Origin of the sequence: Candidatus Centipeda massiliensis (genome assembly GCF_900290285.1) — a bacterium.
Classification (GTDB): domain Bacteria; phylum Bacillota; class Negativicutes; order Selenomonadales; family Selenomonadaceae; genus Centipeda; species Centipeda massiliensis.
This window is the reverse complement of the sequence record NZ_LT985756.1, coordinates 278,376-302,618: the sequence shown is the minus strand read 5'-3', so window position 1 is coordinate 302,618 and position 24,243 is coordinate 278,376. Positions and strand designations below refer to the sequence as shown.

The 24,243-nt window shown below is 56.5% G+C and carries 23 protein-coding genes; 17 read left to right on the top strand and 6 right to left on the bottom strand.

Annotation, left to right across the window (positions count from 1 at the left end; genetic code table 11):
- Positions 1-8 precede the first annotated feature (8 nt).
- Positions 9-419 carry a hypothetical protein gene (locus C8273_RS09980; protein ID WP_106627557.1) on the bottom strand — a complete coding sequence of 137 codons (411 nt, stop codon included), beginning with the start codon at positions 417-419 and terminating at the stop codon, positions 9-11.
- 181 nt (positions 420-600) lie between these two features.
- On the opposite strand from C8273_RS09980, the gene C8273_RS09975 reads away from it, so the two are divergent.
- The 14 genes from C8273_RS09975 to C8273_RS09910 all read left to right on the top strand — a co-directional run bounded on the left by C8273_RS09975 (position 601) and on the right by C8273_RS09910 (position 15,755).
- Positions 601-2,127: an LPS-assembly protein LptD gene (locus tag C8273_RS09975; protein ID WP_106627556.1), complete on the top strand. Its 1,527-nt coding sequence runs from the start codon at positions 601-603 to the stop codon at positions 2,125-2,127.
- On the top strand, positions 2,121-3,125 hold the full coding sequence (locus C8273_RS09970; RefSeq protein ID WP_106627555.1) for a bifunctional heptose 7-phosphate kinase/heptose 1-phosphate adenyltransferase: 1,005 nt from the start codon (positions 2,121-2,123) through the stop codon (positions 3,123-3,125). The genes C8273_RS09975 and C8273_RS09970 overlap by 7 nt, the downstream gene beginning before the upstream one ends.
- Positions 3,109-3,573: a D-glycero-beta-D-manno-heptose 1-phosphate adenylyltransferase gene (gene rfaE2, locus C8273_RS09965; protein WP_106627554.1), complete on the top strand. Its 465-nt coding sequence runs from the start codon at positions 3,109-3,111 to the stop codon at positions 3,571-3,573. Before C8273_RS09970 ends, rfaE2 begins: the two co-directional genes overlap by 17 nt.
- A gap of 253 nt (positions 3,574-3,826) precedes the next feature.
- Positions 3,827-4,849, top strand: coding sequence for a glycosyltransferase family 9 protein (locus C8273_RS09960; protein WP_106627553.1), 1,023 nt, complete (start codon positions 3,827-3,829; stop codon positions 4,847-4,849).
- A 51-nt stretch (positions 4,850-4,900) separates the two neighbouring features.
- Positions 4,901-6,931, top strand: a complete 2,031-nt coding sequence (locus tag C8273_RS09955; protein WP_106627552.1) for an LTA synthase family protein — start codon at positions 4,901-4,903, stop codon at positions 6,929-6,931.
- A 2-nt stretch (positions 6,932-6,933) separates the two neighbouring features.
- Positions 6,934-8,130 (top strand): glycosyltransferase family 9 protein, encoded by a 1,197-nt coding sequence (locus C8273_RS09950; protein ID WP_199821075.1) that lies wholly within the window; start codon positions 6,934-6,936, stop codon positions 8,128-8,130.
- A gap of 35 nt (positions 8,131-8,165) precedes the next feature.
- On the top strand, positions 8,166-9,164 hold the full coding sequence (rfaE1, locus tag C8273_RS09945; RefSeq protein WP_106627550.1) for a D-glycero-beta-D-manno-heptose-7-phosphate kinase: 999 nt from the start codon (positions 8,166-8,168) through the stop codon (positions 9,162-9,164).
- A complete protein-coding gene (gene rfaD, locus C8273_RS09940; RefSeq protein ID WP_106627549.1) occupies positions 9,161-10,132 on the top strand; it encodes an ADP-glyceromanno-heptose 6-epimerase in 972 nt (323 codons plus the stop codon). The genes rfaE1 and rfaD overlap by 4 nt, the downstream gene beginning before the upstream one ends.
- Positions 10,122-10,634: a D-glycero-alpha-D-manno-heptose-1,7-bisphosphate 7-phosphatase gene (locus C8273_RS09935; protein WP_106627679.1), complete on the top strand. Its 513-nt coding sequence runs from the start codon at positions 10,122-10,124 to the stop codon at positions 10,632-10,634. Before rfaD ends, C8273_RS09935 begins: the two co-directional genes overlap by 11 nt.
- 18 nt (positions 10,635-10,652) lie before the next feature.
- Positions 10,653-11,804: a glycosyltransferase family protein gene (locus tag C8273_RS09930; RefSeq protein WP_106627548.1), complete on the top strand. Its 1,152-nt coding sequence runs from the start codon at positions 10,653-10,655 to the stop codon at positions 11,802-11,804.
- A 5-nt stretch (positions 11,805-11,809) separates the two neighbouring features.
- Positions 11,810-12,610, top strand: coding sequence for a glycosyltransferase family 2 protein (locus C8273_RS09925; RefSeq protein WP_407695415.1), 801 nt, complete (start codon positions 11,810-11,812; stop codon positions 12,608-12,610).
- On the top strand, positions 12,607-13,512 hold the full coding sequence (locus tag C8273_RS09920) for a VirK/YbjX family protein (RefSeq protein WP_106627547.1): 906 nt from the start codon (positions 12,607-12,609) through the stop codon (positions 13,510-13,512). The genes C8273_RS09925 and C8273_RS09920 overlap by 4 nt, the downstream gene beginning before the upstream one ends.
- Before the next feature lie 27 nt (positions 13,513-13,539).
- On the top strand, positions 13,540-14,520 hold the full coding sequence (locus C8273_RS09915) for a glycosyltransferase family 2 protein (protein ID WP_106627546.1): 981 nt from the start codon (positions 13,540-13,542) through the stop codon (positions 14,518-14,520).
- The gene (locus C8273_RS09910) at positions 14,517-15,755 is read left to right on the top strand and encodes a glycosyltransferase family 9 protein (RefSeq protein ID WP_106627545.1); all 1,239 of its coding nucleotides are present in this window, start codon (positions 14,517-14,519) and stop codon (positions 15,753-15,755) included. The genes C8273_RS09915 and C8273_RS09910 overlap by 4 nt, the downstream gene beginning before the upstream one ends.
- A 193-nt stretch (positions 15,756-15,948) precedes the next feature.
- Here C8273_RS09910 and C8273_RS09900 read toward each other — a convergent pair whose 3' ends face one another.
- From C8273_RS09900 to C8273_RS09885, 4 genes are all read right to left on the bottom strand, one after another.
- Positions 15,949-16,998 carry a glycosyltransferase family 9 protein gene (locus C8273_RS09900; protein WP_106627544.1) on the bottom strand — a complete coding sequence of 350 codons (1,050 nt, stop codon included), beginning with the start codon at positions 16,996-16,998 and terminating at the stop codon, positions 15,949-15,951.
- Between the two features lie 46 nt (positions 16,999-17,044).
- Positions 17,045-18,157 carry a tyrosine-type recombinase/integrase gene (locus tag C8273_RS09895; protein WP_106627543.1) on the bottom strand — a complete coding sequence of 371 codons (1,113 nt, stop codon included), beginning with the start codon at positions 18,155-18,157 and terminating at the stop codon, positions 17,045-17,047.
- Between the two features lie 342 nt (positions 18,158-18,499).
- A complete protein-coding gene (locus C8273_RS09890) occupies positions 18,500-19,888 on the bottom strand; it encodes an aspartate ammonia-lyase (protein ID WP_106627542.1) in 1,389 nt (462 codons plus the stop codon).
- Positions 19,889-20,216: 328 nt separating this feature from the next.
- On the bottom strand, positions 20,217-20,675 hold the full coding sequence (locus tag C8273_RS09885) for an Hsp20/alpha crystallin family protein (protein WP_106627541.1): 459 nt from the start codon (positions 20,673-20,675) through the stop codon (positions 20,217-20,219).
- A gap of 224 nt (positions 20,676-20,899) precedes the next feature.
- On the opposite strand from C8273_RS09885, the gene C8273_RS09880 reads away from it, so the two are divergent.
- The 3 genes from C8273_RS09880 to C8273_RS09870 are packed head-to-tail and all read left to right on the top strand — an operon-like array spanning position 20,900 to position 22,888.
- Positions 20,900-21,262, top strand: a complete 363-nt coding sequence (locus C8273_RS09880; protein WP_106627540.1) for an arsenate reductase family protein — start codon at positions 20,900-20,902, stop codon at positions 21,260-21,262.
- A gap of 15 nt (positions 21,263-21,277) precedes the next feature.
- A complete protein-coding gene (locus C8273_RS09875; protein ID WP_106627539.1) occupies positions 21,278-22,258 on the top strand; it encodes a YeiH family protein in 981 nt (326 codons plus the stop codon).
- A gap of 9 nt (positions 22,259-22,267) precedes the next feature.
- Positions 22,268-22,888 (top strand): DNA glycosylase, encoded by a 621-nt coding sequence (locus tag C8273_RS09870; RefSeq protein WP_199821073.1) that lies wholly within the window; start codon positions 22,268-22,270, stop codon positions 22,886-22,888.
- Positions 22,889-22,942: 54 nt separating this feature from the next.
- On the opposite strand, the gene C8273_RS09865 is transcribed toward C8273_RS09870, so the two are convergent.
- Positions 22,943-24,229 (bottom strand): adenylosuccinate synthase, encoded by a 1,287-nt coding sequence (locus C8273_RS09865; protein WP_106627537.1) that lies wholly within the window; start codon positions 24,227-24,229, stop codon positions 22,943-22,945.
- Positions 24,230-24,243 lie beyond the last annotated feature (14 nt).

Genomic DNA, 24,243 nt, shown 5'->3' with positions numbered 1-24,243 from the left:
ATCCTCCTCTACTTGGACGGCTGCTTCTTTTCGTTCAGCAGCTCCTCGATAAAGTCTGCAATGCTTCGAAGGGGCGAAGCCGGCGTGTATTTTTGCGGTACATCCATGCCCTGCGACGTGCGCAGAACTTCTTTTGTGTCATAGACCTCGACGCGCGTTGAGACGAACTGATACGTCCCCGCCTGTCGGTTGAGGCGTGTGCGGTACAGATAACGGCGATTTTCGTCCGCCTTGACAACGGCGACGACGGCATCGCGCTCCGTATCGGAAACGCGGACAATGCTCGCGGCATCGACATAGTAGCCCGTGTCGTCCTCCGCATCGACGAAGCGCATATCCTCCGCTGCTTCGCACAGACTGAAACTCGTGAGAAAAACAAGTACAGCAAGCAGGAAACCGCCTACCGTGAAACGCTGCATGACGCTGATTGCCTCCTTTCGATTCGGATTCATTATAGTAGAAAAATTTTTTTGCGTCAAATTTATCTTGTATGAGATTGCAGGCGGACGTTGGGGCTGTGTTCTTTTCAGTTGCGAAAATTCCATTTATGATGTAGTATAAGAACGTCAAACTACTTTACAAAGACAGGAGAACGCGCCGATGACCGAGCCGATCAAAACCCGCATCCTACTCGCGTTGACTGCCGCCTGTACCGTATTCCCGCTGGAGGTTCATGCCGCCTATCGCGGAGACACGGATACGGGCTTTCAGCATCTGGATTTTATCGAGAACCAGCGGCGGGAGGAGCGTGCGAACCGGCTCACAGCAGAGCAGAAGAAGCTGCTTGCGGATGTGGCGGCGATGGAGCAGTATCTGCGGCACCCCGTGACGGCTGATGCCCCGTCACCAATCGCGTTTGAGGGCGATGATCTGACCTATGACGAGCGCACGGGTGAGTTCACGGCAAAGGGGCATGTGGACATTGTGCAGCTTGCGGCGCGGCGCTTTCAGGGCGACTATGTGGAGGGGAATACGGTCTCGGGCGAGGTTTCTGTTCCCGACCGTGCGCATGTCCTTCAGCTCACGGAGGGGCAGTCGCGCGTGACGCTCGACGGCTGCCGTGTCCGTTATAACTACAAGACGCGCGAGGGCACGATGGCGGAGGCAAGCGGCAAGGTCGGCGGCTACTATATGACGGGCAAGCGGTTCGAGTTCTATCCGGACAAGATCGTTGTCTACAACGGTACGCAGACGAAATGCCCCGCCGAAAAGCCCGACTACCATCTGAGTGCGGATGTCGCGGAGCTGTACCCCGGAAACCGCATGGTGCTGACGAATGTGAAGTTCTGGCTCAAGAACAAGGTGATTTTTACAAAGAAGCATTACGAGGTGGACGCGTCGAATCCCATGCAGCGCAATTTCCCAAGCGCGGGGTATGACAGCGATGACGGGCTTTGGCTGGAGCAGACCTTTGACTACGATCTTGCTCCGCGCGTCGCGGCGCGTGCGAATCTCTATGTGACGTCGAACAAGGGCTGGCGCAGTCACTATGATCTCGACTGGAACAATAAAGGGGAGGGTGCCCTTTTGACGTATGGCGTATTTGATGATGGGGACGACGAATGGATCAAGAAGGAGCCGTCGCTCACTCTCAGCTACGCAAAGAGGCTCGGACAGACGCCGGTCACCTATCGCCTTTACTCCGAGTATGGGCGCTGGTATGGCGGCGGGATCCACAGCAATCACTGGCAGTACGGCATAACGGCAGCGCACGATACGATCCCGTTCCATGGGTTTGGATTGGATCTTGCTGCAGGCTACTCGATTACGCGCGAGAGTTACAACCATTCACGCGTGCAGGGGTTCAATGCGAGTGCCTATCTGACGAAGAAGTTCAATGATCGCTTTGCCGCATACATTGGCGGTGTTTATACGAAGAGCACCAAGCAAAATGCACTCTTTGCGTTCGATCAGGAGGACTACGCGAAGGTGCTGCTGATGGGGATGAGCTACCGTCTCGATGAGCGCAACCGCATCGGGGTGGGGACGAAGTATGCGATGGATCCGCATAAGTGGACGGACGTGGACTACTACTGGTTCCACGATCTGCACTGTTCGCAGATCATTCTGCGCTACCGTTCGGAGCAGGATTCGTGGAAGATCAAGTGGGAGTTCACGCCATGGTAAACGCGCTTGCACAGATGGCGGGCACGCCCGTCCTTGTGATCGGGGATATGGTCGCAGATGTGTATCTCGATGGTGACATCGCGCGCATCTCACGCGAAGCGCCCGTGCTCGTCCTCCGGCAGCGGGAGGAGCGCGTCGTTGCAGGTGGTGCGGCAAATGTCGCGAACAATGCAGCGACGCTCGGCGGCACCGCATACGCCGTGGGCGTCTGCGGCACGGAGCGCAGTGGGGATGCGCTGTGCGCTGTGCTTGGCAAAAATGGGGTGCGTACGGAGTTTGTCCGCGCCGAGAAGCGCCCGACGATCACGAAGACACGCATCATTGCGGGCGGGCGGGCGACGGTCAGTCAACAGATTGTGCGTGTGGATCACGAGTGGCATGCGCCGCTGACTGCGGCGGAGGAGGAGACGTTGCTCGCGCGTATCCGCACACTGCTGCCGCAGGTGCGCGGCGTTGTTCTTTCGGACTACGGGTCGGGGACGGTGACGGCGCGCGTGCGCCAACTGGTTATTGAGGAAACACGGAGCGCTGGGATCCCGAGCATCGTGGACTCACGCTATGATATTCTCGCCTATGAGGGCATTGGCTATGTCAAGCAGAACGATGCAGAGCTTGCGGCGGCACTGGGGCGCGAATTTCATGCGGAGGAAGAACTCTATGCGGCCGGGCATGAACTGCGTGCGCGTCTTTCGGCGGATGGCGTACTCATCACGCGCGGTGCGGACGGCATGACGCTTTTCCTTGCAGACGGTTCGGCGACGCATATTCCCGTGAGCGACCACAGCGAGATCTTTGACGTATCGGGTGCGGGTGACACCTGTGTTGCCGTGATGATCCTCGGACTTGCGGCGGGCGTCGATGCGCGGACGGCGGCGCGTCTCAGCAATATCGCGTCCGGTATCGCCGTCCGAAAGCGCGGGACGGCGACGGTGGCGCAGGAGGAGCTGCGTGCGGCGGTTCTTGCGGCAGGAGGAGACGGATATGCTGATTCCAAATGAGAGAATTGAGGATTTCGCCGCGACGCTGTGTGCGGCGGGGGCGCGCGTCGTCTTTACGAACGGCTGCTTTGATATCCTCCACGCGGGACATGTGCGCTATCTCGCAGCGGCGCGGGCGCTTGGCGACGTGCTTATCCTCGGACTGAACAGCGACGCCTCCGTACGGCGGCTGAAGGGCGAAATGCGCCCCGTGAACAGTGAGGCGGATCGTGCGGAGGTCGTGGGGGCACTCGCGTCCGTGGACTATGTCGTGATCTTCGGTGAGGATACGGCGGAGGAACTGATTGCGAGGGTGCGTCCTGAGGTCTACGCGAAGGGCGGCGACTATACACGTGAGACGCTTCCCGAGGCACGCATTGTCGAGAGCTACGGCGGCGAGGTGGCGTTTATCCCGCTGGTAGAGGGCAAGTCGACGACGGGGATTATTGAGCGGGCAGGGCGGAATTAGGGTGTGTTGTGTCATGTTCCTGCGGTGCATACCCATCGCGAACGCTTAGTTACGCAAACGGTCGCACACTTATCTGCCTAAATACCTGCGGATTTCAAACGCGCTTCGCTTGAACGAAAGAAATCCGCAGGGGGCAGAACGTGCGCTTATCTCCGTTTGCTCCACTAGGGTTCGCTCCGGGTATCGCACCATCTTAATGGCACCTATATTCAGCGCATAACGAAAACTTGTGACCAACAAAGGGGGGCAGGGCATGAAGAATATCATCGTCATCAAGCTGAGCGCGATCGGCGACGTGATTCATGCCCTGCCCGTTTCGTATGCCATCAAGGAGCAGTTCCCAGAGGCGCATCTGACGTGGGTGGTTGAGCAGGCGGCACACGCAATCCTTGTGGATAATCCGTACATCGACGAGATCATCCTCTTTGAGAAGGCGAAGTTCCGCAGCTTTGGCGGATTTCTGCGCGAGATCGGTCCCTTTCGCCGCCGCCTGCGCACGCGGCGCTATGACGCCTCGCTCGATCTGCAGGGGCTCTTTAAGTCGGCGGCGATTGCCTTCAATGCGGGGGCAAAGCTGCGCATCGGTACGGCGAATATGCGCGAGGGCGCGCATCTTGTGAGCCGACCCGTACGCGGAGCGCACGCCGAGGGGCACATCGTTGAGCGCTATCTGGATGTCGCGCGTGCGCTCGGCTGCGTGGTGCGCGAGGTGCGCTTCCCCGTTGCTGTTTCCGAGCGGGACGCAGCGGCGGCAGATACGCTGCTCATGCGTGAGGGCGTGCAGGAGGGGCGGCGGTTTGTCGCCTTTGCCATCGGTGCGAATTGGCCGAACAAGCGCTGGCCGGCGGAGCAGTTTGCGGCACTCAGTGATCGGCTCTACCGCGCACACTACGTTCCTGTGCTTGTGGGCGGGGGCGCTTTGGATGAGACCATCGCACAGGACATCATGCGCGCGTCTGAGATCCCACCCGTCAATCTCGTCGGGCGGACGAATCTCAAGCAGCTCGCACATATATTCACACGTGCTGCACTCGTCCTCGGCGGCGACACGGGACCCGTCCACCTCGCGGCAGGGCTGCGCCGTCCGACCGTCATGCTGATGGGACCGACCGATGCAAACCGCAACGGTCCCTACGGACAGCTTGAAAATGCCATCGAGGCCGACCGTCCCTGCCGTGGCTGCTGGAAGCGCGCCTGCCCGAAGGGGCTGGACTGCCTTGCGGCGATTATGGTGGATGAGGTCGCGGCGAAGATCAGTGCGGTGCTTGACCGATAAAGAGAAACAGGACTCCGCTGCTATACAGTGGGGAAGGAGTATACCGGAAGAATGCGTATCGAACGATATGGCGGGCGCTCATGCGGACGCTTGGAGGCGTTCTATGATGCCGCACAGCGCGATATCAAACTGTTTGCGTTTATTTTGCTGACGCTCTGTGTCTATCGTGCGTACTTCATGCTGTATATGTCGAGCTATATGATACCCTCGACGGGCGCGGCGGATATCGTGCTTGCGCTCGTCACGGGGCTCAGGCTCTCACTCAAGACAGCGGGCATCGTCACCCTGACGGGATTTGTCCTGGCTACGCTGCCGCTCCTCATTGCGCCGCGTTTTGCGTCTGCGCTGCATCGTCTTCGTCTTGGCTGGGGAACGCTCGCAGCGTTTGTCTTTGCCGTACTCTTTCAGGCGCGGTTTCCGTTCTATCGCCAGTATCAGACGGGCTTTCACCTGCAGGTGACGGCGGGGCTGAACGATGATACCACTGCCATCTTCTTGATGATGGTGCAGGAGTATGGATTCATCTGGCGCTTTGGCGTCGCGCTTATCCTGACCGTGCTGTCTTTCTATGCACTGCGGTATCTCCTCTGTACGCGTGGAACCCACCCGCTCCCCACGCTGCACACATGGGGGCAGCGCGCTCTTTTCTCGTCGGGACTTGTTCTCATCTTTGCAGCGTTCTTTCTCTTTGTGCGCTTCGGCGGGAGCTTTACATACGGGGGCGGCATCAACTGGGAGAATGCTGGGAGAACGGGGGATGCGTTCCTCAACGAGTGCATTCTCGATGATGGGCAGGCGCTCTACCGCGTATACTCCATGCAGAAACGGATCAAAGGCGGTGACATCGCGGGTGTGGACAAGACTCATGTGCGTGAGCTTGCACGCGCGGCGGCGGGACACGCCGATCTCGCGACGGATACGCTCACGCCGTATCTCACACGTACGGCGCAGGGGGCACGCATTCCGAAGCCGCGCCACATTTTTATCGTGCTCGGCGAGACCTATGCGCAGTGGCCGATGCTTGAAAAGTATGCAGCCCTTCACGCAGCGGACGGGATCAAGGCACTGACGGCGGAGCCGAATGCGTATTACTCACGTCGCTTCATGCCGAACGGGGACTTTACGTCCATAGCGATTACCGGACTCGTGACGGGGCTGTCCGAGGTCAATCAGCACGTCAACTATGTGCCGCGCAGCCTCAAGGAGGTCTATCCGACGGCAATGGCACCGCAGTTCAAGCAGCTCGGCTATGCAGTGGACTTCTGGTATGGGGGCGTACCCTCGTGGGAGGGCATGGATCGTTTTTCGCGTGCGCAGGGCTTCGACCATTTCTATGGCTACCCGGATTTTCATGCGGAAAAGGTGAATGCGTGGGGCACGTCGGACGCGCAGCTCTTTGCCGCACTCGCGGCACACCTCGCAGAGGAGCCGCCGACGGTGCATCTCATCATGACGGTGTCGAATCATCCGCCCTACGACATCGACGTTGCTGGGGAGGGATTCGATCTCGAAAACGCACGTGCGGAGACAGCGAAGCTGCCGAATGTGGACGATCCGGATCAGCTTGCGCTTGAGTTGGGGCACTACGCATACATGGATAAGATTGTGACGAACTTCGTACATGAGACGATGGCGAAGTACCCCGACAGCCTCTTCGTCCTTACGGGGGATCATGCCGTGCGCATGAATCCGTCGCGTACACCGACGATGTATGAGTATCAGAGTGTCCCCTTTGTCCTCTATGGGCAGGGCGTTACGTCTGCGATCCTGCCGCCCGATGTGGTGGGAGGACATACGAATATTGTGCCAACCCTGATCGAACTCATCGCACCCGCAGGATTTTCCTACGTATCCATAGCCCCGCCGCTGACGGAGGACAATATGGGCGCAGCGTTCAACCGTGACTACTTCCTGACGCGGAATGTTATGGGAGAGGTCGGTGGGACACGTACGGAACTCCTGCCGGGGGCGGCTGCGGGGGATGATGCAGACGCTTATGAACTGCTGCGAACGCGTATGGCTATCCTGCGGACGCTGTCGTGGCAGCTGATCGAGCATGGGGATTCGTTGGAGGGACAGTGACTTTGTATCAAAACATTCTCGTCATCAACCTCATGCACCTCGGAGATCTTATGCTGGTTACGCCTATCCTGCACACGCTGCGGCACAACTATCCGAAGGCGCATATTACCCTCCTCACAGATCGGATTCTCGCGGACATCGTGCAGGAAAACAGGCACATCGACGAATGTCTGCTGATCGATAAGAAGGGGAAGGATCGGGGGTTCCTCGGTACCCTGCGCTTTGCGTGGCGGCTGCGCAGCAAGAAATACGATCTCGTCGTCAACCTGCACCGCAACGAGCGCTCCTCTGCGCTTGCATCGCTCAGCGGCGGGAAGAAAATCATCGGCTATGCCAAGCCCGGCTTCTCACTGCTCTTCGATCATGTCAGCCCCGATCAGCACCCCATCATGCACGAGGTACACTCGCACTACGCGGCGCTGCGTGCGGCGGGGGTCATCGGCGAGGTTGTCGATGCGGGACTTGAGATGTGGCTGCCGCCCACCGCCGAGGCGGAGGCACAGCGTCTCTGGGCGGAGCATTTCGCCCCGGGGGACAAGGTGATTGCACTCAACATCGGCGCAAGCTGGCGGACGAAGCGTTGGGAGGACAGCTATTTTGCAGAGGTTGCGGATACATATCTCCAACGCGGCTATCATCTCGCTGTCATGGGCGGCCCAATGGACGTGGAGATGGTCACGGCGTGCCGCGCACAGATGCGGGAGAAGGATCACCCGCGCCTACACATCTTTACGGGGCAGGTCAGCCTTGGTGTCCTCGCGGGACTGCTTCGCCGCTGTATCCTATTTATCACGACGGACTCTGGTCCCATGCACGTCGGCGTGGCGATGAATGTGCCCGTCCTCTGCATGTTTGGCGCGTCGCCCATTCCGGGGTTTTATCCCTACGACGCAAAGAGTATCTCCGTCCGTGCCCCTGTCCCGTGCCACCCCTGCCGCCTCCACGAATGCCCGCTTGCGGGTGAGGAGAACATGAAGTGTATGAAGCGGATGCCGCCGGCACTGCTTTTGAAATACGCGGATCAGATGCTCACGGAGAACGCGGAGAGACCGGCATACGAGATTGCACGCCCGAAGGATTTTGAGACACGCGTTGTGGAGCAGGTGGATGGAGCGTTTGTTCTTACGCCAAAGGGCGCGGCGGAGCGATTCGTCCGCCCTGTCCTGCCGGATGGCATCAAGGCGCACGGATTTGACTGACATGGTTCAATAATTTCAATGATAGGAGAGTTCTCATGGATATGGCAAAGATCCGCGCAACGGTCGCGGAGAAGAGTGTGCGCAGCAACATCCTCGTCGTCGGTGATGTCATGCTCGATAAGTATTACTCGGGTGAGGTCACGCGTATCTCCCCCGAGGCGCCTGTGCCGATCACGCACGTCACGGGGACGCGCGAGACCCTTGGCGGTGCGGCGAACGTGGCGCACAACCTCGCGCTTCTCGGAACGAATGTCAGCATCGCAGGCTATGTCGGCGACGATGCGCACTGCAAGAGTCTGCTTGAGAAATTTGCTGCGCGCGGCATCGATCATGCAGGACTGATCCGTACCGATCGCCCGACCACGACAAAAATCCGCATCATCGGAGGGCATCAGCAGATGCTCCGCCTTGACTTTGAGGATGCCAGCCCGATTGACGGCGACTATGCACAGCAGTATCTTTCCTACATTGACCAAAAGCTCAACGAGAGCATGGACTGCGTTATCATCTCGGACTATGGCAAGGGCGCGTGTACGGAGTTCGCGTGTCAGCACATCATCCGCGCGGCGCACGATCATGGCGTACCCGTCATCGTTGACCCAAAGGGGGCACAATGGGCGAAGTACAAGGATGCAGACTACCTCACCCCGAACATCAAGGAGATCAATGAGATTCTGCTCGAACCGATTGCAAACGAGGATTTTGCGATTGAAAAGGCGGCACGCTACGCGATGCGCAAGTTCAGTCTGCGCAACGTCGTCCTCACGCGTTCGTCCAAAGGTCTTTCTCTGATTCACGGCGAGGAGGTCGTCCATATCCCGACGAAGGCGCAGGAGGTCTTTGATGTCTCGGGTGCGGGCGATACCGTCATCGCCGTATTCGGCCTTGCGCTTGCGGGCGGCCTGAAGCCGGCAGATGGGGCGTATCTGGCGAACCTCGCGGCGAGTGTCGTCGTCTCGAAGCTTGGAACCTATGCGGTCAACCGCGAGGAACTCTTGCAGGTGCTCGACCGGCAGGAAGGAGAACATCTATGATTATCGTTACGGGCGGTGCCGGCTTTATTGGCAGCAATCTCGTTCATGCGCTCAATCAGCGCGGACATAAGGATATCCTCATCGTCGATGACTTGGGGGACGGCGAGAACTACAAGAACCTGCGCGGGCTCCATTTCATCGACTACCAGCAGAAGGACGACTTTCTCCATCTGATCGAGGAAAATGACTTCGACGGTACGGACATCGACGCGATCTTTCACGAGGGTGCGTGCTCGGATACGATGGAGTACGATGTCAACTACATGATGAAGGTGAACTACTCCTACTCGAAGGCGCTTCTGCACTTCGCGATGGGGGCGCGTATTCCGTTCTTTTACGCCTCCTCTGCCTCCACCTACGGCGGTGGGAGGCACGGCTTCACCGAGGGCGACCACTCGGAGGACGCGCTCAATCCGTATGCGTTCTCGAAGCTCGCGTTCGACCGCTATGTGCGGCAGGTGATCCCCGAGGCGCGCAGTCCCATCGTCGGACTCCGCTACTTCAACGTCTACGGGCCGCAGGAGCATCACAAGGGGAAGATGGCATCGATCTTCTATCAGCTCTATCATCAGATCATGGAGACGGGGGAAGCACGTCTTTTCCGTGGGACAGACGGTCTGGAGGACGGCGAGCAGCGCCGTGACTTTGTCTATGTCGGCGATGTTGTGCGCGTCAATCTGCACTTTTTCACGCATGGCGGTGTGAGCGGCATCTACAACTGCGGTACCGGTGTCGCGCACAGCTACAATGAGGCAGCGCACGCCGTCATTGCAGCGCTCGGCAAGGGCAGGATCGTCTACCGCGATTTTCCAGAGGTTTTGCGCGGCAAGTACCAGAACTATACCCAGGCGGACACGAGCGCACTTCTTGCGGCGGGCTATGACGGCGGCTTCACGCCGATGGAGGAGGCGGTCAAGGAGTACTGCGACTTCCTCCATGCAGGCGGGTATTTTTCGTATGCGGAATAAGGCGATCTTCTTTGACCGTGACGGCACACTCAACGTCGATGTGCATTACCTCCACGACCCTGCGGACTTTGTGTGGACCGAGGGCGCGGTCGAGGCAATCCGCTGGGCAAATGCGCACGGATATCTCGTCATCGTCGTCACAAATCAGAGCGGCATCGCGCGCGGCTACTACGACGAGGCGGCGGTGCATCGTCTGCATGACTGGATGAATGGGGAACTTGCAAAGCACGGTGCACGCATCGATGCATTCTACTACTGCCCCCACCATATAGAAGGGAAAATTCCCGTCTATACGAAATCCTGTGACTGCCGCAAGCCGGCACCCGGCATGCTCCTAAAGGCAATCGCAGAGCATAACATCGACCCCGCCGCCTCTTTCCTCTTTGGTGACGCTGAGAGCGATGTCGCGGCCGCAGAGAATGCAGGGGTAAGGGGCGTGCGCTATGAGGGCGGGAGTCTGGCAGATTGTGTGAGGGGAGCCGCAGGAGGCGAGAGCGCCTGAACGGACGGAGACAGATACATGAAGATTGCCATCTTTGAAAATATCATGACCCCCGGCGGACATGAGGTGGACTTTGACCGCATTCTTGTGGATGAACTGAAGACGCTCGGACATGAAGTGATCTTTTATGTGCCGGAGAAATTTCAGTTCGGCATGGATTATCATGTGCCTGTGCGGTATCTTCCAGGCGCTCCTGTACTCTATACGAATGCGCGTGGCATTCGCAAGCTGTTTCTCTCTGTGCAGCGTGAGCGGCGGCGCTTCGGCTGGTATCGCGCACTCTATCAGGAGGCTTTGACTGGGGCGTTTGATGCACTCATTATTCCCACGTCAACCTACCGCTATCTGCGTGCGCTGCGTCAGAGTGTCCTGCGGCGTTCACCTGTGCCGGTTCTCTTTATTCAGCATGGAATCAATCCGAGCGAGGCACCGAAATTTCTCAGCGCTACAGACGGTCTCTCCGAACATACGAATATCCATCCTGTCGTACTTACGTTTGGCAACAATATTTTTGGTGAACAGCGGTCGAATATTCGCCTGATGCCGCCGCCGACCTTTATTCCGCGCGATATCGAGGTCGTGCCGCCTCCCCCCGTGAAAGCGGATGAACCCATTACGATCGGTTTTTTCGGCCAGTTCCGTAGGGAGAAACGCCTTGAGGATCTGCTGCAGGTCTATCTTGCAGGGAACTATACACGTCCCGTTCGTCTGCTTGTGCAGGGGTCAACGATGCATGCGGAGGATGCAGCAGAGTTCGAGCGCATCATTGCCGCTTATGCGGGGCGGGGGATTACATTTCTGCATCGCGGACTGATTGGTGCGGACTGGCAGCGTGCCATTTCTGAGGTGGATGCACTCCTCCTGCCTTACTCTGCGCCACGCTACCGTTATCATTGGGGGGCGATGCTCTTCACGGCAATCGGTTTTAAGAAACCTGTCCTTACAAGTGATGACATGAACCCTGAGGTGTTTGAACGTTTTTCGATCGGCATGACGTTTCCAAGCGGAGATTTGGCGGCGCTTGGGGGGGCACTTGAGACCTTTATTAACGAATATGACAGCCGTGCACTGCATTGGCATGAAGCGCTTCAACGTGCCGCCGATGAATATGCACCCGCGCGTTTTGCTGTGCGCATTATGGAGATCATCGACGGAAACGCGGGGAAATGAAGCTGATGGCTGGAAAGGACGGCATTATGGCTCTGAATCTATCGGTACTGATCCTCGCAAAGAACGAGGAGCAGAACATAGAGGACTGTATTCGCAGCGTTTCCTTTACTGATGAGATCATTGTCATCGACGATTTTAGCACGGATCGGACAGCGGAGCTTGCACGTTCCCTCGGGGCGCGTGTTGTGCAGCGTGCGCTCGCCGGCGACTGGGGGGCGCAGCAGACCTTTGCAATTCAAGAGGCGACGCACGATTGGATTTATTTTCTGGATGCGGATGAGCGTGTGTCACCGAGGCTTGCAGAGCACATCAAGTCGATTGTTGCAGCGGATGATCGGCGATATGCGTACGCGAACGCGCGTCTGAGCTACTATTTTGAGCAGCCGCTGCACCATGGCGGTTGGTTTCCTGATTATGTCGTCCGTCTGTTGCCGCGTGCGGGGACGAGCGTCACGGGACTTGTTCATCCCAAGATATGTCACTCCTATCAGGAGGTCAAACTCCCGCGGGAAGAGTATCTTGTTCACTATCCCTATCGTGACTGGACACACTATCTAGGCAAGCTGAATACCTATACAACCCTCGCAGCTCAGAAATCCTACAATGCGGGGCGGCGTGCGAATCTTGCCGATATGATTCTGCATCCTGTGTGGGCAAGTTTTCGCATGTACTTCTTGAAACGCGGCTTCCTCGATGGACGTATCGGATTTATTCTTGCGGTGTTCCACTATTTCTATACGATGGCAAAGTATGTAAAACTGTATTATCTTGACAAGACAAACCGCCATACGGGAGATTTTTCATGATTGCTGAGATCCGTGCCGTCGCGCGTCGTGCCTATCGCTGGGAAAATCCGCGCGAGCGTCACCGCGCCGTCGTCTTTATGGTGCGCGGTCTGCTGCACCGGAAACAGCTGCGCGAACTCTACGATTTCTTTCAGAAGACGGAGGCGCGCAAAGAGCTTTATGCGCGCAATCCATTTCCTCTGGAGCAGGCGACACGATCCTTTTTTTATGCAGGGTCTACCGTGAGCACGCGCATGAAGCTCATACGGGAACACTACGCCTATCTCGAAGACAGGCTGAACCCCGAGGATTTTGTCAGCCTTGGGTACGATGGCATACACGAGATTTGGCGCTCTGCAGATGCGGATATGGATTGGTGTGCTTATCTGAAATTCGCACCCGGTCAGCGCAAAGAAGGGTTGCTCTCTGTCATGATGGAGGTCAATCATGTGACCCTTTACCAGATCGTCTTTTGGATTGAGCAGCGGGATGGACAGCCAACGCTGGTCATTGGTGCAATGCAGGGACCGAACACCGAGGACGCACAGGACTTTGTCCGTGAGATGACAAAGCGTGCACATCGCTTCCGCACAAAGAATCTTATCCTCTACATGACGCAGGCGGTTGCGCGTGCGCTCGGCGTGCAGCGTATCCTTGCCGTATCGAATGCAGGGTATTACGCGAATAACCACATTCGCCGTGACCGCAAGCTTAAGACGGATTTTGGCAGGTTCTGGGAGGAGGCGGGCGGCTGGCAGACCGAAGATAAGAGGTTTTATGAACTTCCTCTCACACTGCCGCGCAAGACGATGGAGGAAGTACCGACGCGCAAGCGTGCCGTCTATCGGCGTCGCTTTGCGTTTCTCGATGAAGTCGATGCACAGATTGCGGAGCGGATACAGGCAATCTTACAGGATCGATGACCGGATGTCCTGTGGAGGAAATACAACATGGAAAACAGAATGTATGAAGGATGCAAGTCCCCTCGTGTATCTGTTATTATGCCTGCATACAATGTCGCGCAGACGATTGAACAGGCGATTGTATCTGTACAGGCACAGACTGTTTCGAACTGGGAACTGATCGTTGTAGACGACGGTTCTGCGGATGATACCGCTTCCATTGTTGTGGAGATCGCCACACAGGATCCGCGTATTCGCCTTATCTGTCAGGAAAATGGCGGCGTTTCTGCAGCTCGTAATACAGGTCTTGCGGCAGCGCGAGGAGAATACATCTCTTTTTTGGATGGAGACGATCTGTGGTATGCGTATGCCATTGAGCGACTTCTTCTGCGTGCAGAGGAAAAAGACGCGGATTTTGTCTATGGGCGCACAGAGGAGCGGTTTCCGGATGGGAAAACTGCTCTCGTTGGTCCGGTGTCGGCTGTTGAAGGTTTTGTGGAAGATTATCTTCATGGAGGAACGGAACTTCGCTTGACATTTCATATCAGTGCAATGCTGATAAGACGTACACTGATTCAAGAATACGAATTGTCGTTCCCTTTTGACGTGCCAAACTCTGAAGATACGGCATTCTTTTTAAAGCTTCTTTCTGTGACTCGTTCCACAGCAGTAACTCAAATCCTGAGCACCTATATACGACGAGGGGGAAGCGCGACGGATGAGGGACTTTGGCGTCCCTCCGATTGGGAATGGCAGGCAGGTATATTTGATCTCGTTTTGCCATTTGTTCGTGAACATCGTCCGCAAGCGGTAGAGGCGCTCCTTTCTTCACAGGCATATCGTAGCTATCGTTTTGCTCTCAGTGCTTTGCGTCATGGCTTTGTAAGAGAAGCAGATGAATATATTGCACGGAATTATGAGGTGCTCGTAAGGTTTGTTCGGGGGAAAGGAAAATATCGTGATCGAATGAAGTGCTGTCTACTGCTTAAATCCCCGACAGTTTTGCGGGTATTTATTGCAAAACTATGAAATCGTTGGCAGCCGTCGACTGCCCTCATAAGGGAAAATCCATGCATAGATATTTGGAATACATTCTTACGAAAGTCGTTTGCTGGAAGAGGAAAAAAGCGATTCCACATGGAAGCGGCAAGGGCTTTTTGGTTCTTATACGGTATCCGTTGGGCGATACGATGACAGTGCTGCCGCTCCTCCGAGAGTTAAAGCGTTCGTTTCCTGCGACAGAAATCACTGCCGTATGCGCTCCATCGAATAAAAATCTTTTAGCGGCATCTCCCTGCATTGATCGTCTTCTCGTCTATGATGATCGTGCTCAAAAATCTTATTGCCGCGTGAATTTGAGGCGTACGTGGGACTTTGCAAGAGAATACCTGTGGCAGACAGACATAGGTGGTGCCATTGTTCCCACGACCTGTATGCCTTCGATGGTCGACGCATGGCTTGCATTTTTTTCCGGAGCTTCACGTCGCTTTTCTTATACAGAGCGAACGAACAAAACAAACCACCGGCAATATATGGGAGCGTATGATGCTCTTTTCACAAAGATATTAGAGGCGCACGGAGAAGCACATGAGGTGGAGCGCAATCTGATGCTCGTATCTGCAGCAGGTGGAAGCGTAGCGGATACGGGTATGCCTGTTTGGCTTACGGAGGAAGATGAGCGCTGTGTCGATGATCTGCTGGCGGCAGCTAAGCTTCCACTGGATACGCGGCGCGTAATTGTCAATCTAAGTACGTCGCATCCAAGCAAGGACTGGCCTGTTGAGCGGTATGTATCCGTCTGCCGTACGCTGTCGGTACGGTATCCGCTGTCGCTTCTGCTCGTAGGTGCAGGGAAGAGCGCAGAGAAGTATGCGAAAACATTTTGCAGGGAAGTTTCGGCCTACAACTTTATTGGAAGAACGACGATTCGTCAGACATTGGCATTGATGAAGAGGGCAGATTTCTATCTGGGCGGTGATACGGGACCAGCGCATTTTGCCGCTGCCTGTGGATTGCGCGGCGTTGTCATCTATAAGGTCGGTGCAGATATTCAGAATATGGAGCAAAACTATCCTGTGCGACTTTATCCGTGGCAGTCCGATCTCGCGATGCTGCAGCCGGAGAACGTACTTCCGGGGTGCGAGCAGGGCTGTCTGCATACAGTACCGCACTGTATTTTGCAGGTAACAGAGGAGCAGGTGCTCCGAGCAATGCAGGATAGTATAGGAATCGCTGACAAAATGAAGTCCGTCAGATTGACGTAGATTTTTTCGTCCGAACAAGGAGGCAAACCGAACGCATAGCCAAAGCCATGTGGAGGATCGTGGGCACAGTGCGGGCAAAAAAGATGCGTCAATATGGCGTGGCTGAATTTATCAGTGCTTCCTATAGAGCAGAGAGATAGAAAGTCCCCCTAGATAGAAGCGCCAAATTTTCTATCTAGGGGGACTCATTGTCTTATATGCGAGATTTAAGGAGGCTGGCAGTTTCCACTTGCAGCAGCCTCTCAGCTGCATCGAGTACCATATCTGTCCGAATGCCGCTCATACATTTTACGCTAAACGGACAATTTCGTGCCATATCATCGTCGCATGGAGAGCAGTCCATATCCAGATATATAGGGTGACAGTGATATTTCGGTGCCCAGCGGCTTGGGAGATCCTTGCTGAACAGAGGCACAACGGGTGTGCCGAGCGCTCCTGCAATGTGCATGGGACCGCTGTCCGGTGTTACAAGGAGCACAGCACGAGAGATAATATCAATAAGTTCGCCTACCGTGGTTTGACCAATGAGATTAAAGCGGGAAAGTTCTTTTGCTTCTTTTTCGTTCTCGGACGAACCGATGACAACGATGGGACAGCCGAATATTTTTTCGGCACGCTTTACAAAATCCCGTGCCTCGTTCAATGGCCAGTTGCGCTGCGCAAGGCTTGCAAACGGAGAAAGAAGGAAAAAGGGTTCGTCCTTTTTTAATCCGATTTGTTCAAGCAACTGTGATGCGTAATGATGCTCTTCCTCTGTGGGAGAGCCAATGTCCGGCCGCGTCATATCGCCGTCCAATGTGATGCCAAGAGCATCCGAAAATACCTTTGCATTAGTTTCTGCGGCGTAGTCTGTTGATTGAAAGACATGAGGACGAATTGCTTTGGTAAGATACTTTGAAAGAGTGTGGTTTTTGCGTGGATATCCTGCGCGCAGCGGAAGTCCTGCAAGTTTTGCGAATAGTAAAAGCTGTGGCTGCCAGTCGGTGAAAACGACGGCATCCTGTCCGCGCAGAAATGATGGAAGTACGCGCCAACGACCGAGAAGTGTGCCTCTGCGAATATAGGTGACCTCATCCAGATAGGGGAGACCGCGCAGAACTGCATGGTTCGGCCATCGCGTCATGAATGTCAGATGGCAGGAAGGATAGATTTCTTTGAGGCGGCGCAGAGCAGGCGTGAACATGATGGTATCGCCAATGCCGCCGCCTGTCGTAATCCAGACCTTTTTGTTCTGTAAATTCAACAATATCCTCCTATGTGCTCTTCAGCGGCATTGTATGTGAATTGTCCTACGTTGTTGTATCCTGTCCGCTGCTCCGCACCGTTTCCACACTCACCCCCGGTGTAATTCCTCGTGTGACGCGGTTCTCCATGCGTTCGTGGACGTGGGCGTATTTCGCGGTGACTTTTGGGCTGCGCTGGCGCAAGGTTTCCTGCACGACGCGCAGGTCCTTTGTCTCCTGATAGAGGTTTGTGCCACAGCTGTGGCGGAAGAGGTGGCACGCGTAGCCGGGCTGTTTCAGTCCCGCATTCGTCAGCGCTTTGTTGATGACGTAGCGGATGCCGACGCGCGTGATCCGTCCTTTCATGTTGTTGGGTGAGCAGGAGATGATGGTGGGCGTGAGGCGATTCTCCGGTGGGACGGCACCGCGCACCTCGATGTATGCCTTGAGGAGCTGAAAGGTCTCCTCACAGGGGTAGATGATGCCCGCGTGTCCCTTGCCGCGGATTTCGATGCGTCCGCGCTGCCAGTCGATGTCCTCGTCCGAGAGGCGCATGACCTCGACGACGCGCAGCCCCTCGACGCCCATGAGGTAGACGATGAGGAGGTTGCGCAGACGCCGCAGGGCGTTCTTGTCCGCAGCGAGACTCTCGCAGATCTCCTTGATCTGGTCGACGGTGAGGTATTTATAGTCCTCGTCGAGATGCTGCGGGTTGCGCAGCTGCAGGTCGGCACAGGGGTTCTCGGCGATGAAGGAAAGGCGCTGTGCGACCTTGTAAAAGGCGCGAATCGCCGCGCCCTTGATCATGAGGGTCGCCGCGCTGTAGCCCTTTGTACGCATATCCTCCATGTAGATGCGGATCTGATAGTCGTGCACGTCATTCAGCGGGTGGAGTCCCTGCTCCATGCACCAGTGGAGAAAGAGACGGATGGCGAGTTCGTAGGTGTCGCGGGTGTCCGCCGTGGGTGCGCCGCCCGCGATGTAGCGCGGCAGATACTCGTAGAAGTGGGTGATGAAATATTCGGGCGTGATGGCATCCTGCCGCACACTCATGGAGATGTCCCCCATGCGCCGTACGGCACCGGGGGCAGTCTCCGTCCGCCGCGCAGGAACGCCCGTCTGAGGTGTGCCGCCGCTGCGATAGCCTTCGTTTGCCGCCAAAATATCACCCGCTTTCATCCCATTCGGTTGATTATAGCACGTTGGCAGGAGCGTTAGCAACAGGTAACTTGGATGGGGTCTATGGCAACGGTTACGGATTCGCTTGCGTACTCCACGCAGAACCCTCGTTACGCAAGCGGACGTGTGCTCATCCGCCTAAATACCTGCGGATTCCAAACGCGCTGCGCTTGAACGATTAAAATCCGCAGGGGGGCGGGTCGCACACTCTACGCCGCTTGCTCCACTAGGGTTTGCTTAGGAGTACTGCATTTTCTTTTGTCTATAACTTTTATCATAGTGCCCTTGGACGCCGTTTCCCGCAGCCTTCAGCATTGCCGCAGAGGCAAGGTCAGTTCCGTATCATTCGGCAATCCCCGGACGCGTCATCTGGCGCGGTGAGAGGATGTGGTTCAGTTCTTTCTTCGTGAGGATGCCCTGCTCCAGGATGATCTCGCGGATGGGCTTGCCAGTCGTGTATGCCTCGCGCGCGAGTTCGGCGGATTTCTCGTAGCCGATGTGCGGCAGGAGTGCCGTCACGATGCCGACGCTGTTGTCGAGCCATTTCTGGCACTGCTCGACGTTCGGCTTCAGATCGACGAGGAGTTTGTCGACAAAGGTGTCGACGGCGCGCGTGAGGTAGTTCAGCGAGTTGAACATATTGAATGCCATGACCGGCTCCATGACGTTCAGCTCGAACTGTCCGTTCTCCACGCCGAGTGTGACGGCGAGATCGCCCGCAATCACCTGATAGCACGCCTGATCGAGCACCTCTGCAATGACGGGGTTGACTTTGCCCGGCATAATGGATGAACCCGGCTGGCGCATGGGCAGATGCAGCTCGTTCAGCCCGCAGCGCGGTCCCGATGCCATAAGGCGGAAATCGTTTGCGAGCTTGATGAGAACGAGCGCCGCGTTCTTGAGTGCGGAGGAGAAGTCGGCAAATGCGTCTGTGTTGTTTGTCGCGTCGATGATGTTCTGCGACGTGCGGTACTGCTCGCCCGTGATCTCTGAGAGGCGTTTCGCGACCGCCTTGATGTAGGCTGGCTCGGCGTTGAGCCCCGTGCCGACGGCGGTACCGCCCATGTTGATGGTATGGATATTACGCTGCACGAGGCTTACGCGGCGCATGGAGCGGCGCACGGCAGAGGCGTATGCGCCCATCTCCTGACCAAGTGTGATGGGGACGGCATCCTGCAAGTGCGTGCGTCCCATCTTGAGGATTGCGCGGAATGCCGTCGCCTTTTTCTCCAGCTCCGTGGCGAGGCGATCCAGTGAGGCAAGGAATACACTTCCCTTTGATGAGAGGCAGACCTTGATGCCCGTCGGGAAAGCATCGTTCGTTGACTGTGCCATGTTCGCGTGATTGTTCGGAGAGATGATGTCGTAGCGTCCCTTTGCCTCGCCGCGCAGTTCGAGCGCACGGTTGCACAGCACCTCGTTCATGTTCATGTTGATGGATGTGCCCGCACCGCCCTGAATGGGGTCAACGGGGAACTGATCGATGAGTCCGCCCGCGATGATCTCGTCGGCCGCCTGCACGAGGACGTCGCCAATGTCATGTGAGAGGCGCCCTGTGTCCATGTTCGCAAGTGCCGCAGCCTTCTTCACCTGTGCGAGTGCGACGATGAAGTCCGGATCAAGCTTCTGTCCTGTGATGTAGAAATTCTCGACGGCACGCATGGTCTGTACGCCATAGTAGACATCATCAGGGACTTCCAGTTCACCGAGAAAATCGTGTTCGATTCTCATAGCAATCGCTCCTCTGCATCTTCAAGTTATCAACAACTGTATACAGTATACCACAAAAGCATAAAAAAGAAATGCTTTTTGAAAATAAAGGGAGCGCTGATAAAACGAAGTCCGTCAGATCGGTGTAGATTTTTTCGTCCGAACAAGGGGATAAATGGATGGTGCGTCGTTCTCTGTGGAGAATCGCGGGCGGCGTTCGAGCAAAAAAGATGCGCTGATATGGCGCGGTTGAATTTATCAGTGCTTCCTAAATGAAAAGAGCGGAACTGTGCTCAGGAAATTTCCCGAGCACAGTTCCGCTCTTTATGGATGAGAGAATTCACGCAGATCAGTGAATCTCGATCTGCTTGCGTGCGGGTGCTTCCGCCGTCTTTGGCAGATTTACCTGAAGCACGCCGTCCTTAAACTCCGCGTGGATATTCGCATCGTCGATGCCGTCGATGTAGAACGAGCGGCTGACCTCGCCCGTGTGGCGCTCGCGGCGGATATAGTTGCCCGCATCGTCCTTCTCGTCATTGGACTCCGTGCGCGAGGCGGCGATCGTGAGATAGCCGTTCTCGTAGTGCAGGGCGATGTCCTCCTTCGTCATGCCCGGCAGGTCTGCGGTCAGCTCATAGTGATCGTTTGCGTCCTTCACGTCCACCTTGAACGAGGCGGCGCCCCAGTTCGCAGTGGGGAAGTCGTCACGGAAGAAGGAATCGTGCATTGCGTCAAGCAGTGCAAACGGATTCGCGCTGTCACGCTGCGAGAGGTTCCGACGACCGGCAAAAGGTACAAGTCCAAACATGGTAATCAACTCCTTAGAGGTTTTTGACGGGTGCACTGTTTGGAATGCGTCCCATCGTTTCTTGTCATTTCTTTAGGAAGGTGCTCTGTTGTTCACCTTTCGATTGTTATTATACCTCAAATAGTCAAAAAGTCAATAGGTCAAAAAGAAAAAGTTTGAAAAATTTTTTTGAAGGATTATAATGGAGCAAGTAATTGCATGGATTCTGTAAGGAGGAATACTCTGTGGATAAAGACGTTCTTTTTATCGGCTATCCGAAGTGCTCGACCTGCCAAAAGGCGGAGAAGTTTCTGCGCGCGCATGGCTGCATGACACCGATGCGCGATATCAAAACGGAGAATCCGACGGTGGATGAGCTGCGGGCGTGGCACGAGAAAAGCGGGCTGCCGCTGAAGCGGTTCTTCAATACGAGCGGCATGCTCTACCGGGAACTTGCACTCAAGGACAAGCTGTCCGCGATGACGGAGGAGGAACAGTATGCTGTGCTCGCCTCGGATGGGATGCTTGTAAAGCGCCCACTCCTCATCACGGCGGAACGTGTCCTTACGGGCTTCCGTGAGAAGGAGTGGGAGGAGCTGTTTGCCTAAAAGAAGGGAGTTTTTATGAAACGCGAATATATGGACGGCATTCTCTATGCGCTCCTCTTTGCGATTCCGGCGTATATTTTGGGGCTGTACTTTCCCATTGTGGGAGGTCCCGTGTTCGGTATTCTGCTTGGCATGCTGTTTGCGAAGAAGCGGCGGCCGCAGGCGGTGGAGAAGGGCATTCAGTTTACGGGCAAGAAGATTCTCCAATATGCGATTATTCTGCTTGGATTTGAGATGAATCTCTTTCATGTGGTCGAGGTTGGCGAGCAGTCGCTCTATGTCATGATCTTCACACTGCTGGCGGCGTTCGGCGCGGCGTTCCTGGTGGGGAAGGTTCTTGGACTCGACCGCGATATGACCTCTCTGATCGGTGCGGGCACGGCGATCTGCGGCGGCTCTGCGATTGCGGCGGTCGCGCCTGTGATCGGGGCAAAGGATCGGGATGTCGTCATCTCGATTGCGACGATTTTTTTCTTCAATGTCCTTGCGGTTTTTATCTTTCCATTTCTCGGGCATAGCTGGGGCATGACGGATACGGGCTTCGGGATGTGGGCAGGTACTGCGATCAACGATACATCGTCCGTGGTCGCGGCGGGCTATGCTTACAGCCACGATGCAGGTGCGTACGCGACGATTGTGAAGCTGACGCGCACGCTCATGATTGTGCCTGTCTGCCTCTTTTTCTCTCTGCTCGTGATGAAGGGGGCGAGGAGCGGCGCGGGCTTCTCACTTCGACGCATCTTTCCGATGTTCGTGCTCTACTTCGTGCTTGCGTGCATTGTGAATACGACGGGCATTCTCCCCGCCGAGATTTCGCATGGGCTTGGGATGCTCGGCAAGTTCTCCATCGTGCTCGCGATGAGTGCCATCGGACTGAATACGGATTTGGCCTCGCTCGTACGGAATGGGGCGCGCCCCTTGGCGCTCGGTATGGTGTGCTGGATTGCGGTGGCGGGCACGTCACTCATCGTGCAGCATGCGCTGGGGCTTTTATAAGGGGACATGATGATGGAAGAACATGAAATCGAGCTGCGCCCGTTTCCGCCATTTCTTCCGCCGCATGCCACCGTACTCATGATGGGGTCGTTCCCGCCCGCCGCCGAGAAGCGGGCGATGGAGTTCCACTACCCGAACTTCCAGAACGATATGTGGCGTGTCTACGGGCTGGTCTTCTTTGGCGACGCGATGCACTTTCAGCGTGGGGAGGAAAAGGCGTTTGATGCGGAGAAGATCAAGGCGTTTCTCACCGAGCGCGGGATTGGCTCGTGCCCCGGCGTACGCCGTGCCATTCGTGGACATGGAAATGCCTCCGATGCCTATCTGAAGGTTGTGGAGACGGTTGAGCTGCCCGAGATTTTGGAGAAAATCCCGCAGTGCCGCCGTATATGCACAACGGGCGGCAAGGCGACGGAGATCCTATTCGCGCTGCTGGAGACAGAGGTCAAGGCAAAGGATGTGAGGACGGGAGCGACGGTATCCGCACGCTGCGGGGAGCGCGACCTTCTCGTCACGCGCCTGCCGTCCACCTCGCGCGCCTATCCGATGAAGCTTGAGAAGAAGGCAGAGGCGTATCGGAAGTTTTTTGTTGAGGCGGGCTTTGCAGTGGCAGAGCCGAATAATAGGTAAACAAAAATGGCACGCTGTGTGCAAAACGCACAGCGTGCCATAATTTTATAGATTTTAGAAAAGATCCTTGGCGAGGACAATGGTCTGTTCGCGCGAGGGACCGACGGAGATGATGCCGAGGGCGATACCTGTGACCTCTGCCATGCGCTCAAGGTACTTGCGCGCGCGATCGGGCAGTTCCTCGTAGCTGCGGATGCCGGAGATGTCCGTCTTCCAGCCCGGGAAGGTCTCATAGACCGGCTCGACCTCTGCGAGGACGTTGAGGCTCGCGGGGACGCCCTTCAGCAGCTCTCCCTTGTACGTGTAGCCTGTGCAGATCTTGATCTCGTCGAAGCCGTCGAGGATGTCGAGGCGTGTGACTGCCATGTAGTCGATGCCGGAGAGGAGTCCCGCATGGCGGACGACGACGGCGTCGAGCCAGCCCGTACGGCGCGGACGCCCTGTGACGGTGCCGAACTCGTGTCCCGCCTCGCGCAGCTTTTCGCCGATCGCATTGAGCTGCTCCGTGGGGAAGGGACCCTCACCGACGCGCGTGCAGTATGCCTTGACGACACCGACGACCTTGTCGATCTTCCGCGGCGCAACGCCTGCGCCGATGGTGACGCCGCCCGAGATGGGGTGCGAAGCCGTGACGTATGGATAGGTGCCGTAGTCGATGTCGAGCATGGTCGCCTGTGCGCCCTCGAACAGCACCTTGCGTCCCGCTGCGATCTCCTCGTTGACGAGGGGGATGGTGTCGGTGACAAGCGGGCGCAGGCGCTCGGCATAGCCCTGATACTCCTTCAGCACGTCTTCATAGGCAAGCGGCTCGTGGTCGTAGGCAGCGGCAAGCTCGGCATTCTTGCTCTCAAGGTTTTTCTTGAGTTTTTTCGCAAACTCGTCCTTCTCCATGAGGTCGCAGACGCGGATGCCGATGCGGTTGTCGCGATCCATGTAGCAGGGACCGATGCCGCGTCCCGTCGTGCCGATCTTGTCCGCACCGCGCTTCGCATCGCCGATGCCGTCCATCAGGCGGTGATAGGGCATGACGACGTGGGCGCGGTCGGAGATGCGGATATTCGATGTGTCGATGCCGCGTTCCGCCATGGCGTCCATTTCCTGCAGGCAGACCTCGGGGTCAAAGGCAACGCCGTTTGCGATGATGTTGTGCGTGCCCTTGTAGAGAATGCCGGATGGCAGGAGGCGCAGCTTGTACTCCTCGCCGTCGGCGACGACGGTGTGACCTGCGTTGCAGCCGCCCTGAAAGCGGACGACGGTGTCCGCCTTGCTTGCGAGGTAGTCGACGATCTTCCCCTTGCCCTCGTCGCCCCACTGTGTGCCCGTGATTACGATGGTTGACATGATAAAGTCCCCCT